This window comes from Streptomyces sp. NPDC001292, from assembly GCF_042896465.1.
GTDB lineage: Bacteria > Actinomycetota > Actinomycetes > Streptomycetales > Streptomycetaceae > Streptomyces.
In genome coordinates this window covers 19,552-32,623 of the sequence record NZ_JBIAXG010000038.1, presented here as the reverse complement: position 1 = coordinate 32,623, position 13,072 = coordinate 19,552, and the positions used below count along the sequence as shown (strand labels likewise).

The 13,072-nt window shown below is 72.1% G+C and carries 14 protein-coding genes and 1 pseudogene; 5 read left to right on the top strand and 10 right to left on the bottom strand.

The genetic code is table 11. The features are described 5' to 3' along the window. Positions 1-10 precede the first annotated feature (10 nt). The 5 genes from ACFY4A_RS31585 to ACFY4A_RS31565 form a co-directional block, all read right to left on the bottom strand. Positions 11-253: a hypothetical protein gene (locus tag ACFY4A_RS31585; RefSeq protein ID WP_390832741.1), complete on the bottom strand. Its 243-nt coding sequence runs from the start codon at positions 251-253 to the stop codon at positions 11-13. Continuing rightward, positions 250-1,752 carry an Asp-tRNA(Asn)/Glu-tRNA(Gln) amidotransferase subunit GatA gene (gene gatA / locus ACFY4A_RS31580; RefSeq protein WP_390832740.1) on the bottom strand — a complete coding sequence of 501 codons (1,503 nt, stop codon included), beginning with the start codon at positions 1,750-1,752 and terminating at the stop codon, positions 250-252. The genes ACFY4A_RS31585 and gatA overlap by 4 nt, the downstream gene beginning before the upstream one ends. A gap of 5 nt (positions 1,753-1,757) precedes the next feature. Next, the gene (gatC, locus tag ACFY4A_RS31575) at positions 1,758-2,054 is read right to left on the bottom strand and encodes an Asp-tRNA(Asn)/Glu-tRNA(Gln) amidotransferase subunit GatC (RefSeq protein WP_100572135.1); all 297 of its coding nucleotides are present in this window, start codon (positions 2,052-2,054) and stop codon (positions 1,758-1,760) included. 105 nt (positions 2,055-2,159) lie between these two features. After that, positions 2,160-2,651 (bottom strand): cupin domain-containing protein, encoded by a 492-nt coding sequence (locus tag ACFY4A_RS31570; protein ID WP_390832739.1) that lies wholly within the window; start codon positions 2,649-2,651, stop codon positions 2,160-2,162. 26 nt (positions 2,652-2,677) lie between these two features. Continuing rightward, a complete protein-coding gene (locus ACFY4A_RS31565; protein ID WP_390832738.1) occupies positions 2,678-3,049 on the bottom strand; it encodes a DUF4267 domain-containing protein in 372 nt (123 codons plus the stop codon). A gap of 86 nt (positions 3,050-3,135) precedes the next feature. Between ACFY4A_RS31565 and ACFY4A_RS31560 the strand changes: the two genes are divergently transcribed. Continuing rightward, a complete protein-coding gene (locus ACFY4A_RS31560; protein ID WP_390832737.1) occupies positions 3,136-3,723 on the top strand; it encodes a TetR/AcrR family transcriptional regulator in 588 nt (195 codons plus the stop codon). A gap of 48 nt (positions 3,724-3,771) precedes the next feature. Here the strand turns inward: ACFY4A_RS31560 and ACFY4A_RS31555 are convergent, their stop codons facing one another. The 5 genes from ACFY4A_RS31555 to ACFY4A_RS31535 form a co-directional block, all read right to left on the bottom strand. Beyond that, positions 3,772-6,018, bottom strand: coding sequence for a putative bifunctional diguanylate cyclase/phosphodiesterase (locus ACFY4A_RS31555; RefSeq protein ID WP_390832736.1), 2,247 nt, complete (start codon positions 6,016-6,018; stop codon positions 3,772-3,774). A 260-nt stretch (positions 6,019-6,278) separates the two neighbouring features. Next, positions 6,279-8,474 carry an NAD-dependent DNA ligase LigA gene (gene ligA, locus ACFY4A_RS31550; RefSeq protein ID WP_390832735.1) on the bottom strand — a complete coding sequence of 732 codons (2,196 nt, stop codon included), beginning with the start codon at positions 8,472-8,474 and terminating at the stop codon, positions 6,279-6,281. Between the two features lie 15 nt (positions 8,475-8,489). Next, positions 8,490-9,497: a methionine synthase gene (locus tag ACFY4A_RS31545; RefSeq protein ID WP_390832734.1), complete on the bottom strand. Its 1,008-nt coding sequence runs from the start codon at positions 9,495-9,497 to the stop codon at positions 8,490-8,492. 79 nt (positions 9,498-9,576) lie between these two features. Further along, on the bottom strand, positions 9,577-10,275 hold the full coding sequence (locus ACFY4A_RS31540; protein WP_390832733.1) for an SDR family oxidoreductase: 699 nt from the start codon (positions 10,273-10,275) through the stop codon (positions 9,577-9,579). Between the two features lie 15 nt (positions 10,276-10,290). After that, positions 10,291-10,830, bottom strand: coding sequence for a TIGR00730 family Rossman fold protein (locus tag ACFY4A_RS31535; protein WP_390832732.1), 540 nt, complete (start codon positions 10,828-10,830; stop codon positions 10,291-10,293). A 74-nt stretch (positions 10,831-10,904) separates the two neighbouring features. On the opposite strand from ACFY4A_RS31535, the gene ACFY4A_RS31530 reads away from it, so the two are divergent. From ACFY4A_RS31530 to ACFY4A_RS31515, 4 genes and pseudogenes are all read left to right on the top strand, one after another. Next, positions 10,905-11,228: a DUF427 domain-containing protein gene (locus ACFY4A_RS31530; protein WP_390832731.1), complete on the top strand. Its 324-nt coding sequence runs from the start codon at positions 10,905-10,907 to the stop codon at positions 11,226-11,228. 47 nt (positions 11,229-11,275) lie between these two features. Then, positions 11,276-12,055 (top strand): alpha/beta fold hydrolase, encoded by a 780-nt coding sequence (locus ACFY4A_RS31525; RefSeq protein WP_390832778.1) that lies wholly within the window; start codon positions 11,276-11,278, stop codon positions 12,053-12,055. Between the two features lie 3 nt (positions 12,056-12,058). Continuing rightward, positions 12,059-12,448 (top strand): annotated as a pseudogene (locus tag ACFY4A_RS31520) (ketopantoate reductase family protein); the annotation flags it as partial. An 87-nt stretch (positions 12,449-12,535) separates the two neighbouring features. Then, positions 12,536-13,069, top strand: coding sequence for an SRPBCC family protein (locus ACFY4A_RS31515; RefSeq protein ID WP_390832730.1), 534 nt, complete (start codon positions 12,536-12,538; stop codon positions 13,067-13,069). Positions 13,070-13,072: the final 3 nt, after the last annotated feature.

Below are 13,072 nucleotides of genomic sequence, written 5' to 3'. Positions count from 1 at the left end.
AACTTCCCTCTCAGCCCAGCAGGACGTCGTCGTCGCCCAGCCGCTTCAGCTCGCGGTAGAGAATGGCGAGGCCGGTGACGATCGCTACGGCGGACACGGTGGCGTCGACCAGGCGCAGCGTGTCGTGCTCGGCGCGGGCCTTCTTGATCTGCTTGGCGACACCGACCGCGCCGAACGCGGTGGTGGCCATGGACAGGTACGTACCGGACTTGGACTTCTTGAAGCCCTTGGCCTTGGCGAGTGCCTTACTCACAGCGACGGAGCCTCCTCGAGCAGCGGGTGTCCCCACTTTTCCACGAAGGCGGCCTCGACGGCGGCACCCACCTTGTACAGCCGGTCGTCCTTCATCACCGGGGCGATGATCTGCAGGCCGACCGGGAGGTTGTCCTCCGGGGCGAGGCCGCAGGGCAGCGACATGGCCGCGTTGCCCGCCAGGTTGGTCGGGATGGTGCACAGGTCGGCGAGGTACATCGCCATCGGGTCGTCGGCGCGCTCGCCGATCGCGAAGGCGGTGGTCGGGGTCGTCGGGGAGACGATCACGTCGACCTGCTCGAACGCCTTGTCGAAGTCCCGCTTGATCAGGGTGCGGACCTTCTGGGCGCTGCCGTAGTACGCGTCGTAGTAGCCGGAGCTCAGCGCGTACGTGCCGAGCATGATCCGGCGCTTGACCTCGGCGCCGAAGCCCTCCTCGCGGGTGAGGGAGGTGACCTCCTCGGCGGAGCGCGTGCCGTCGTCGCCGGTGCGCAGGCCGTAGCGCAGGCCGTCGAAGCGGGCCAGGTTGGACGAGCACTCGGACGGCGCGATCAGGTAGTACGCCGACAGGGCCAGGTCGAAGGACGGGCAGTCCAGCTCGACGATCTCGGCGCCCAGCTCCTTGAGCAGCTCGACGGACTCGTCGAACCGCTGGATGACGCCGGCCTGGTAGCCCTCGCCGCGGAACTGCTTGACGACGCCGACGCTCATGCCCGCGACGCTGCCGTTGCGGGCGGCCTCCACGACCGGCGGGACCGGCTCGTCGATGGAGGTGGAGTCGAGCGGGTCGTGCCCGGCGATCACCTCGTGCAGCAGGGCCGCGTCCAGGACCGTACGGGCGCAGGGGCCGCCCTGGTCGAGGGAGGAGGAGAAGGCGACCATGCCGTGGCGGGAGACCGCGCCGTACGTCGGCTTGACGCCGACCGTGCCGGTGACGGCGGCCGGCTGGCGGATGGAACCGCCGGTGTCGGTGCCGATGGCGAGCGGAGCCTGGTAGGAGGCGAGCGCGGCGCTCGACCCGCCGCCGGAGCCACCGGGGATCCTGGTGAGGTCCCAGGGGTTGCCGGTGGGCCCGTAGGCGCTGTTCTCGGTGGAGGACCCCATGGCGAACTCGTCCATGTTGGTCTTGCCGAGGATCACCACGTCGGCGTCCTTCAGCCGCTTGGTGAGCGTCGCGTCGTACGGCGGGATCCAGCCCTCGAGGATCTTGGAGCCGACCGTGGTCGGCACGCCCTCGGTGGTGAAGATGTCCTTGAGCGCGAGCGGCACGCCGGCCAGCGGGCCGAGCTTCTCGCCGCGCGCCCGCTTCTCGTCGACGGCGCGGGCCTGGGCGAGCGCGCCCTCGCGGTCGACGTGCAGGAAGGCGTGCACCTTCTCGTCGACGGCCTCGATCCGGGCCAGGTGGGCCTCGGTGACCTCGACGGCCGTGAGCTCGCCGGAGGCGATCTTCTCGGCGGTCTCGGCGGCGGTGAGCCTGATGATGCTGTTCAGGTCCGTCACGGCTCTCACTCCTCACCCAGGATCTGCGGCACCTTGAAACGCTGCTGCTCCTGGGCCGGGGCGCCGGACAGCGCCTGCTCGGAGGTGAGCGACGGACGGACCTCGTCCGCGCGCATGACGTTGGTCAGCGGCAGCGGGTGGGAGGTCGGCGGTACGTCTTGGTCGGCGACCTCGCTGACGCGGGCCACCGCGCCGATGATGTCGTCCAGCTGTCCCGCGAGGTGGTCGAGTTCCTCGGGCTTCAGCTCCAGACGCGCCAGCCGGGCGAGGTGGGCGACCTCCTCGCGCGTGATGCCAGGCATGCAGCGATCCTCTGGGGTGAGTGTGTGTGCTTTGGGCCCAATCCTATGGGGCGGGGCGGGGTGGCCGTGAAACGGTTTGCCGGACCCCGCCCCCAGGGCCGGCACTCAGCGGCGTCCGTCCCAGGCCTCGCTCCTCAAGAAGTGATTGTCGTACAGGTCCTGCACCTCCAGCAGGCTCTCCGGGGTGGCCTCGCCCAGGCGGACGCGCTGGAGGTGGCGGAAGTATTCGAAGCGCTCGACGCCCGGGGTGATGACGATGAGGAGGTCGGCCCGGCGACCGGGGGCGGCGGCGAAGGCATGCGGCCGACCCGGCGGGACGACGACCAGGTCGCCGCGCTGGGCGGTGACGATGTCGTCGCCGGACAGCAGCTGGGCCTCACCGTCGAGCACGTAGAACATCTCGGCCGAGTTGCGGTGCACATGCGGGCGGGCGCCGTCGGCGCCCTCGGCGAGCGTGACCCGCAAGGTGGACAGCGCGCCGCCACTGGCGCTGCTGTCGGCGAGCAGCTTGACGGCGACCGGGTCGCCGCCGAGCACCTCGGCCTCGGCGTCACGGACCAGCACGGTTTCGTCGAACTTCGGCACGAACAGCGACATGATGCGACTCCCCCTGTCGGATGTGCTCAGAGCGCGAAGAGCAGTGCGGCGCTGAGCAGTACAACGAGCGCGGTGGCGAAATGGATCCCGAAGGCGACGGCCTTCGTGCCGCCGTTGCGCAGCACTATCAGGGTGTCGCCGAGCGGCACGAGCGCCACGGCGGCCATGGACCACGCCGCGGCATGGGCTCCGGCGAAGGCCAGCAGGACGAGGCCCAACAGCCCGAAGGTGCCGTCCCGCAGGCCCTTGATCGACAGATAGGCGCGGGCGTCGCCGCGCGGGTCGGCCGGGACGCCGTAGCCGGCCGCCGCGGGGCCGGGCCGGAACAGGAAGCGGTAGCCGAGGAACACACAGAACAGATCGAGCAGGACGGCCAGGGTGTACGCGGTGACGGTCATGCCTCTCCCTTGCTAGCAACGCTAGGAATGAGATCGAAGCTAGCAGAACTTCGGCAGAAGTTCTAGCACTGCTAGAATCCGGGGTCATGTCGATCCAGACGCGCCGGGAGCGCGACCGAGCGGAGCGCGAGCGGCTGATCGTGACCGCCGCACGGGAGCTGGCGGAGGCCGAGGGATGGGACGCGGTGACCACCCGCCGGCTGGCCGCTGAGATCGAGTACAGCCAGCCGGTCCTCTACAGCCACTTCAAGGGCAAGGACGCGATCATGGCGGCGGTCGCCGTCCAGGGTTGCGCGGAGCTGGCCGCCGAGATGCGCACGGCCCGTGAGGCGGCCGACGGCACGCGCGGGGCGCTGGCGGCGGTGGGCGAGGCGTACACCGCCTTCGCCCGGCGGCGGCCCGCGCTCTACGACGTGATGTTCACGCACACGGTGGACCTGCCGTTCGCGACGCCCGAGGCTCCGCCGGCTCTGCAGGAGGCGTTCGGTGAGCTCCTGCGGGCCGTCGAGCCGATCACGGCGAAGGGCGAGGACCCGGGCCTGCTGACGGAGACGTACTGGGCCGGGCTGCACGGCCTGGTGACCCTGATGCGCAGCGGCCGGCTGCCGGAGCATGCCCACGAGCGCCGGCTCGCGTTGCTGATCGGTCACTTCGTGCCGCACGGCATCCGCTGAGCAGGGCGGGCCCGGCCCCCTCTCAGCACCGGCGGACGGGCGGGAAGGTCACTCGTCGGCCGCCGCAGCGGGCAGCGCGGCGGCGGGGCGCTGCCAGCCGCGTGAACCGCGCGCCCGCAGCCACGCCGTCGTCTCCTCAGGCGGCATCGCGGCCGCGACGAGCCAGCCCTGCACGGCATCGCAGCCGAGGTCCCGCAGCCGTTCCCAGGTCTCGTCGTCCTCGACGCCCTCCGCGACGACCAGCAGACCGAGGGAGTGCGCGAGGTCGACGGTGCAGCGCACGATCTCGGCGTCCTCCGTGTCGACCGCCAGCCGGGCCACGAACGAGCGGTCGATCTTCAGCTCGCTCACCGGCAGCCGGCGCAGGTGCACCAGCGAGGAGTAGCCGGTGCCGAAGTCGTCCAGCGACATCTTCACGCCGTGCCCGGTCAGGGCGTGCAGGGTGTCGGCGGCCCGCTGCGGGTCCTCCAGCAGGACGTGCTCGGTGATCTCCAGCTGGAGCGCTCCGGCCGGCACGCCGTGCCGGGCCAGCCGGGCGGCCACGGAACCGGCGAAGCCGGGGATGTGCACATCGCGCGGGGAGACGTTGACCGCGACCGGGACGTACAGGCCCTGGGCCCGCCAGCGGGCGACCTGGGCGAGCGCGGTCTCCAGGACGTACTCCGTCAGATGGGGCATCAGCCCCGAGGACTCGGCGATCGCTATGAACTCGTCCGGCGGCACCCTGCCGCGCTCGGGGTGCACCCAGCGGACCAGCGCCTCCAGGCCCGCGACCTGTCCGTCGAAGCGGACCTTCGGCTGGTAGTGCAGTTCGACCTCGTGGGCGTCGAGGGCACGGCGCAGGTCGCCCAGCAGCCCCAGCCGGTCGGGGGTGTTGGAGTCCCGCTTGGACTCGTAGACCTCCACACCCGTGCGGTCCCGCTTGGCCTGGTACATCGCCACGTCCGCCCGGCGCAGCATCCCTTCGGCGTCCAGGGCGTGGTCGGGGAAGACGGCGACTCCCGCGCTGGCCTCCAGGACCAGGGTGAGTCCGTCAAGGTCGAGCGGGGAGCTGAGGACGGTGACCAGTGCGCGCGCGATACGGGTCGCGGACGTCGTGGAGTCGGCGACCGGCAGCAGCACGGCGAACTCGTCGCCGCCGAGCCGCGCCGCCTCAGCCCCGCGCGGCAGCGCCTGCCGCAGCCGGTCGGCGATCTGCAACAGCAGCCGGTCCCCGGCGAGATGACCGAGTGTGTCGTTGACCGAACGGAACCGGTCCAGGTCGATCAGCATCAGCGCGGACCGGGCGCCGATGCGTTCGGCGTCGTCCAGGGCGGTCCAGATGCGCTCCAGCAGCCACTGCCGGTTGGGCAGTCCGGTCAGCGGGTCGCGCAGCTGTTCCTCGGCCCGGGCGCGGGCCATCCACAGGGTGGAATCGAGGGCGACGAGCGGGATGGCGAACAGCGGCAGCAGGACGGGTTTGGCCACGGCGACGACGCAGACCAGCGGGGAGATGCCGAGCAGGGCGACGGCGACCAGGCCCTGTCTGATCACGGCGGTGCGGGGGACGGTGGGCACTCCGGCGGTGCGGGAGTTGTGCACGTACCACAGCAGGGCGCGGGTGACCAGGAGGTAGGCGCCGGCCGCCAGCACCACCTGAGGCACGGTGGAGGCGGTCCAACCGCCCGGGGCCCAGGGGCTCTCCACGGTGGGTACGCGGCCGAAGGCGCCCAGCACCAGGGCGCCGGCGCCGATGCCGAGGATGTCCACCGCCCCGTGCAGCACGCCCTGCCGCCAGCGGTGGCGCCGGGCTATGCCGACCAGGACGACGACGGTGAGGCTGACCATGCCTGCGGGCACCCAGCCGTAGAGCAGCAGCACGGCGACGGTGAGGGTGGCGCCGGAGCCGGTGCCGCCCCACCAGCGGGCCCGGCCGAGCATGACCAGGTGACCTACGATGAGGCCGGTGAGCAGGGCCAGGGACCAGCCGACCGTGCCGGACGGGAAGAGCGCGTGGTGGTCGGTGAACGCCTGGTACACGCCGGCGCACAGGGCGGACCCGGCCACCACGACGATCGCCACGGGCAACACGGAGCGGGGCCGGTGCCGTTCGGGTTCGGCGCCGGGCAGTCCGGAGAAACGTTCGACGGCCGTGTGTGCGGAGGCGCGGGCGCGCGCGACGGTGTACTGTCCGGCAACGCGTCCGGCGCGCTCCATCGCGCCCGCACGCTCCGGCGTCCGCCCCCGTCTCCCCCGCCATGCGTCGGCCATCCGGCGCAGCCGTGAGTGCGGGGCGGCGCTCTCGGTCGGTTCCATTCCCGTCCCTCTCACAGCCGGCGGTGCCCACGCCACGCGGCCCGATGCCCCACTACCCCTGGACGGCACCGCGCTGGAAAACCTTCCACGTACTCCTGACGAGCACGGGGATGCCCCGGCCGCGGTTGGGCACGGCGGGCGCACAGCTCAACAGTAGGCCGCGGAAGGCTTCCACGGGCAGCGGTCGTCGACGGTTGCCCGAATGCGCCCCGGCCACCCGTATGCATCTGGTATGCGCCGAACGGGCGGAGTTCAACCCCCTACTCGCCGGCCGGAAGCGCGACTTCGGCCGCCGCGTCCGGTCCGCGCTCCAGGAGGACGCCGAAACCGTCCTCGTTCAGCACGGGCACCTTGAGTTGCATCGCCTTGTCGTGCTTCGAACCGGGGTTGTCGCCCACGACCACGAAGGAGGTCTTCTTCGAGACCGAGCCGGTCACCTTCGCTCCCCGGCTCTGCAGCGCCTCCTTGGCGCCGTCGCGGGTGAACTGCTCCAGGGTGCCGGTCACCACGACCGTCAAGCCCTCGAGCGGACGCGGGCCTTCGCCCTCGCCGGAGCTCTCCTCCTCCATGCGGACGCCGGCCTCCCGCCACTTGCGCAGGATCTCCTGGTGCCACTCCTCCGCGAACCACTCCTTGAGCGAGGCGGCGATGATCGGGCCGACGCCCTCCGTGTTCGCCAACTCCTCCTCACCGGCCTGCTCGATGCGGTCGATGGAGCGGAACTCCCGGGCCAGCGCCTGGGCCGCGACCGGTCCGACGTGACGGATCGACAGGCCGGTGAGCACACGGGCGAGCGGGCGCTGCTTGGCGGACCGGATGTTCTCCAGCATCGCGAGCGCGTTCTTCTTGGGCTCGCCCTGCTGGTTGGCGAAGACCGTGACGACCTTCTCCTCGCCGGTCTTCGGGTCGCGCTTGGGCAGTCCGCTGTCCTGGTCGAGGACGTAGGCCTTGATGGGGAGCAGCTGCTCCACCGTCAGGTCGAACAGGTCGCCCTCGTCCTTCAGCGGCGGCTCCGCGGGCTCGAGCGGCTTGGTGAGGGCGGCCGCGGCGACATAGCCGAAGTGCTCGACGTCCAGCGCCTTGCGGCCCGCGAGGTAGAACAGGCGCTCGCGCAACTGGGCCGGGCACGCCCGCGCGTTGGGGCAGCGCAGATCGACGTCGCCCTCTTTCATCGGCCTGAGCGGCGTACCGCACTCGGGGCACTCGGAGGGCATCACGAACTCGCGCTCGCCGCCGTCGCGCAGGTCGACGACCGGCCCGAGGATCTCCGGGATGACGTCACCGGCCTTGCGCAGCACGACCGTGTCGCCGATGAGCACGCCCTTGGCCTTGACGACGTCCTGGTTGTGCAGGGTGGCGAACTCGACCTCGGAACCGGCCACCGTGACCGGCTCGACCTGCGCGTACGGCGTGACCCGGCCGGTCCGGCCCACGCCCACCCGGATGTTGACGAGCTTGGTGTTGACCTCCTCCGGCGCGTACTTGTACGCGATCGCCCAGCGCGGCGCGCGGGAGGTGGAACCCAGGCGGCCCTGGAGCGGGATCTCGTCGAGCTTGACGACGACGCCGTCGATCTCGTGTTCCACGGAGTGGCGGTTCTCGCCGTAGTGGGCGATGAACGCGCGGACGCCGTCGAGATCGTCGACGACGCTGTTGTGCCGGGAGGTGGGCAGGCCCCAGGACCTCAGCAGTTCGTAGGCCTCGGAGAGGCGGGTGAGGCCGTCGTACCCCTCCAGGGCGCCGATGCCGTGGACGACCATGTGCAGCGGCAGCGTCGCGGTGACCTTGGGGTCCTTCTGGCGCAGCGAACCGGAGGCGGAGTTGCGGGGGTTGGCGTACGGCTTCTCGCCGGCCGCGACCCGGCGGGCGTTGAGGTCCTGGAAGGCCTCCATGGGGAAGTAGACCTCCCCGCGGATCTCCACCAGCTTCGGCACGCGGTCGCCGCTCAGCCGGTGCGGGATCTCGGCGATCGTCATCACGTTGGGCGTGATGTCCTCGCCGACGCGGCCGTCGCCGCGGGTGGCCGCGCGGGTGAGCCTGCCGTCCTCGTAGGTCAGGTTGACCGCGAGGCCGTCGACCTTGAGCTCGCACAGGAAGTGGTGACCGGTGGTGCCGACGTCCTTGGCGACGCGGTCCGCCCAGGCGGCGAGCCCCTCGTCGTCGAAGACGTTGTCGAGGGAGAGCATCCGCTGGCGGTGCTCGACCTCGGCGAGGTCCGTCTCGTAGGCCACGGCGACCTTCTGGGTCGGCGAGTCGGGCGTGCGCAGCTCCGGGTACTCCTCCTCCAGCGCCTCCAGGGAGCGCAGGAGCTGGTCGAACTCGGCGTCGCTGATGACGGGAGCGTCTTTGACGTAGTACCGGAAGCGGTGCTCCTCGACCTGCTCCGCGAGCCGCGCGTGCTTCTGCCGTGCCTCGACGGGCACCGCTGTTTCCGCTTGCTGCTTGTCGCCGGCCACCGTGTTGTCCTCCCGTTACTCTGGGTTGTCCGCGAGCGATCTCGCCGCCCGGACGCAGTGGGCGAGCGCCTGGCGCGCGTACGCCGGGGAAGCGCCCGCGAGTCCGCACACCGGGGTGACCGTGACCGCCTCGGCGAGAAGCTCCGGCCGCAGCCCCAGCCTGCGCCACATCGTCCTGACACCCATGACGCTACCGGCAGGGTCTGACAACGGGCCGTCCGTGCCGGGGACGACACCGGCGAAGAGCCGGGTGCCCGCCTCGACCGCTTCTCCGATCGCCTCGTCATCACGCTCAGTGAGGAGCGAGACGTCGAGGGAGACCGCCGCGGCGCCCGCGCGGCGCAGCAGGGCGAGCGGGACGTCGGGCGCGCACGAGTGGACCACGACGGGCCCCTGGTCGTGCGCCCCGAGGACGTCCCGGAGCGTGGCCTCGACGATCTGCCGGTCGACGGCGCGGTGGGTCCGGTAGCCGCTGGCGGTCCGCACCTGCCCGCGCAGGACGGCGGTCAGGGACGGTTCGTCGAGCTGGAGGACGAGCCGGGCGCCGGGAACGCGCCGGCACACCTCCGCGAGGTGGAGCCGCAGCCCCTCGGCGAGCGAGGCGGCCAGGTCCCGGCAGGCGCCGGCGTCGGACAGGACCGCCTCGCCGTTCTTGAGCTCCAGGGCGGCGGCCAGCGTCCACGGCCCCACCGCCTGCACCTTCAGCGCGCCCTCGTAACCCTGGGTGAACTCCTCCAGGGCGTCGAGGTCCTCCCCGAGCCACGACCGCGCCCGCCTGGTGTCCCGGCCCGGCCGGTCGCCGAGCCGCCAGCCGCTGGGCTCCACGCGCGCGTACAGCTCGGCGAGCATCCCCGTGGTACGCCCGATCATGTCGGCGCCGGGCCCGCGTGCGGGCAGCTCGGGCAGGAAGGGGAAGTCCTCGAAGGTGCCGGTGACGGTCTTGACGGCCTCCTGGGCGTCCCCACCGGGCATGGACCCGACGCCGGTGGCGGCACCGAACCTGAACTGGCTGTTCTCGCTCACCCGGGAAGCCTACGCAACCCTGCGGGGGCGGGGCCCCCTCAGGGGGCGGCAGCCGCCGGGAACCGCCCGCGGCCTTCCGTCACCGGCCCGGGCGGACCGTCAGGTCGTTGACCTCAGCGTCCCGCGGCAGATCGAGCGCCATGACGATGGTCGTGGCGACGGAGTCGGGGTCGATCCACTTCCCGGGGTCGTACTCCTTGCCCTCCTGCTGGTGGACCTTGGCCTGCATACGGCTGGCGGTGCGACCCGGGTAGACGGAGGTGACCCGGACGCCGTTGGCGTGCTCCTCCTGGCGCAGCGAGTCCGCCAGCGCCTTCAGTCCGTGCTTGGAGGCGGCGTACGCGGACCAGTCGGCGTGGGCGCTCAGGCCCGCGCCCGAGTTGACGAACACCACGTGGCCGCGCGAGGCGCGCAACTGGGGCAGGAAGTGGCGGGTCAGTTCGGCGGGGGCGATCAGATTGACGTCGAGCTGGTGGCGCCAGGTCTTCGGGGTGAGCTCGCCGACCGGGCCGAGGTCGACCACGCCCGCGATGTGGAGCAGGGAGTCCACGCGGTCGGGCAGCGTCTGGTGCGAGAACGCCCAGCTCAGCCGGTCGGGGTCGGCCAGGTCGCCGACGAGCGTCCGGGCGCCGGGGAACGCGGCGGCCAGTTCCTTGGCCCGCCCGGCGTCGCGCGCGTGCAGCACGAGCTCGTCCCCGCGCGCGAACAGGCGGCGGGCCACGGCCGCGCCGATGCCGGAGCCGGCCCCGGTGATCACATGAGTAGCCATGCCCGCCATGCTCGCACCACCTGCTCAGCTGCCGCCGAGTGCCCCGTCCAGATACGCCATCGCGCCCGTGGGCTCCTCGGCGAAGAACACCAGCTCGGCGAGCGGCCTGGGCAGGAACCGGTCCTCCTCCATCCGGCGGAACTGCTGCTTGAGGCCGTCGTAGAAGCCGTCGGTGTTCAGCAGCACCACCGGCTTGTCGGTCCGGCCGTGCTTCTTCAGCTCCAGGATCTCGGTGGCCTCGTCGAGCGTCCCGGTGCCGCCCACCATGATCACGACCGCTTCGGCCTTCTCCAGGAGCAGCTTCTTCCGCTCGGCGAGGTCCCGGGCGATCACCATCTCGTCCGCGCCGGGCCGCGCCTTCGCCGACAGGAAGTCGACCGACACACCGACGAGCCGGCCGCCCGCCTCCTGCACACCGTCCGCGACCACCTTCATCAGCCCGGTGTCGGACCCGCCCCAGACCAGGCTGTGGCCGCCCTTGCCGATCAGCCGGGCGAAGTCCCGCGCGGGGCGGGTGTAGCGGTCGTCGAGGTCGGCGGCGGAGAGGAAGACGCAGATATTCATGCGCCCACGGTACGCGGCGGGACAACCGGCCCCGCGGGCGGGAAGAAGCGGGGGCCGGCGGATGCTGTACCGGTATGACCCAAGGACACACGATCACGATCGACAAGAGCGACGAGCATGTGCGTGTGGTGCGCGGCGGCCAGGTCCTCGCGGAGAGCGACCGCGCCCTGGTACTGCGCGAGACGGGGTGCCCGCCGCGCTACTACCTGCCGCCGGAGGACGTACGCCTCGACCTCCTGACGGCGTCCGACACGCACACGTACTGCCCCTTCAAGGGCACGGCGTCCTACTGGTCCCTGCCCGACGCGGCGGACCTGGTGTGGGCCTACCCCGACCCGAAGCCGGACGTCGCCGGGATCAAGGACCATCTGTGCTTCTACGACGTGCAAGTGTTGTGACCCGATGAGGCCGCTGCGGCGTGGCAGTCTTCACTGGCATGACTGGCATGGACAAGAAGACCGTCTCGCGTGACGGCACCCCGCTCGCCTACCACCGCACCGGGCAGGGCCCGGTGGTTGTCCTCGTCAGCGGCGCGATGTCGACGGGTGCCACGGTGGCGCCGCTGGCGGCGGCGCTGTCGGACCGCTTCGACGTCGTCGTCTACGACCGCCGGGGCCGCGGCGGGAGCGGGGACACGGCGCCCTACGCGGTGGAACGCGAGGTCGAGGACCTGGCCGCGCTGATCGACGCGGTGGGCGGCGAGGCGGCGCTGTACGGCGTCTCCTCCGGCGGCGCGCTGGCCCTCCGGGCGGCGGCGAGCGGGCTGCCGGTCCGTCAGGTCGCCGTCTACGAGCCGCCGTTCGCCGTGTACGAGGGCGGCGAGCGGGAGCGCGCCGAGTACACCGGCAAGCTGACCGCGGCCCTCGCCGAGGGCCGGCGCGGGGACGCGGTGGAGCTGTTCCTGCTCCTGACCGGGCTGGCCCCGCAGATGATCGCCAGCGCCCGCCAGTCCCCCATGTGGGCGGGCATGGAGGCGATCGCGCCCACGCTCGCCCACGACGACGCGGTGATGGGGGACGGGCTGGTCCCCCGCGACCTGCTGGCGTCGGTCACCGTGCCGGTCCTGTCGGTGGCGGGCAGCGCGAGCCCGGCCTGGCTGCGCGAGGCGGCCCGGGCGATCGCCGAGGCCGCACCCCGGGGCACGTACCGGGCCCTGGAGGGCCAGACCCACGCGGTGGAGCCGGAGGCGCTGGCGCCGGTGCTGGCGGAGTTCTTCGCTTCCTGAAAGTCCGCCGGGGTGCGGACCCGCGTGGCCGAGTCCGAGACCGCCGTCCTCTGGGCGAAGCTGGCCTTCCTCGCCCCCTTCGCCCTCCTCACCACCCGCTACGACGTCGCCATCGGCACGGTCCGTACCGGCCACCGCGAAGAACTGCTCGCCCTCGTCGACGAGATCACCGCCGTCGGCCGCGCCGCCGGGGCGCCGCTCGACCCGGACCGGACCCTGGCGATGTACGAGGCGCTTCCGGCCGGGATGAAGTCCTCGATGCAGCGCGACGCCGCTGCGGGCCGCGCCCTGGAACTCGACGCGATCGGCGGCGCCGTGCTGCGCGCCGCCAAGCGGCACGGCATTCCGGCGCCGACGGCCGCCCGGCTGGTGTCCGAACTGACACCCGTGTGACCAAGCCAACCTGTTCCAGGAAGAGTTGGCGACCCTAGACTCCCTGCGCGGGGGCGGCGAACGACCGCGCCCGCACGGGGAGCAGCCATGCGTTACGCCGACCGGCCCGGCACCCACCGCGAGGTGCACATCGCGACGGAACCCTCGCGGGTCTGGGAAGTCGTCACCGACGTCGAGGCCATGGCCGGGTGGAGTCCCGAGCTGGTGCGCGTGGAGTGGCAGGGCGGTGCCGACCGGCCGGCGCCTGGCGCCCGTTACCTCGGGCACAACCAGAATCCGTTCGTGGGCGAGTGGCGGACCCTCTCCCACATCACGGAGGCCGTCCCGGAACGCACCCTCACCTGGTGCGTGCTGGACCCCGACGGACGCTACGGCACGGCCGCCGAGAACGTGAGGGACCGGATGGCCACCTGGTCCTTCGCCCTCACCCCGGCGCCGGAGAGGGGCACCGTTCTGCGTCAGTCGGTCACGATCGGCCCCGGCCGCTCCGGCCTGAGCGCGTACATCGACCGCGACCCCGACCAGGAGGAGGCGATCATCGCCTACCGCCTCGAGCAACTCGGCCAGGGCATGGACGCCACCCTGACCGGCATCAAGGAGACGGCGGAACGCCGGTCCTAGCCG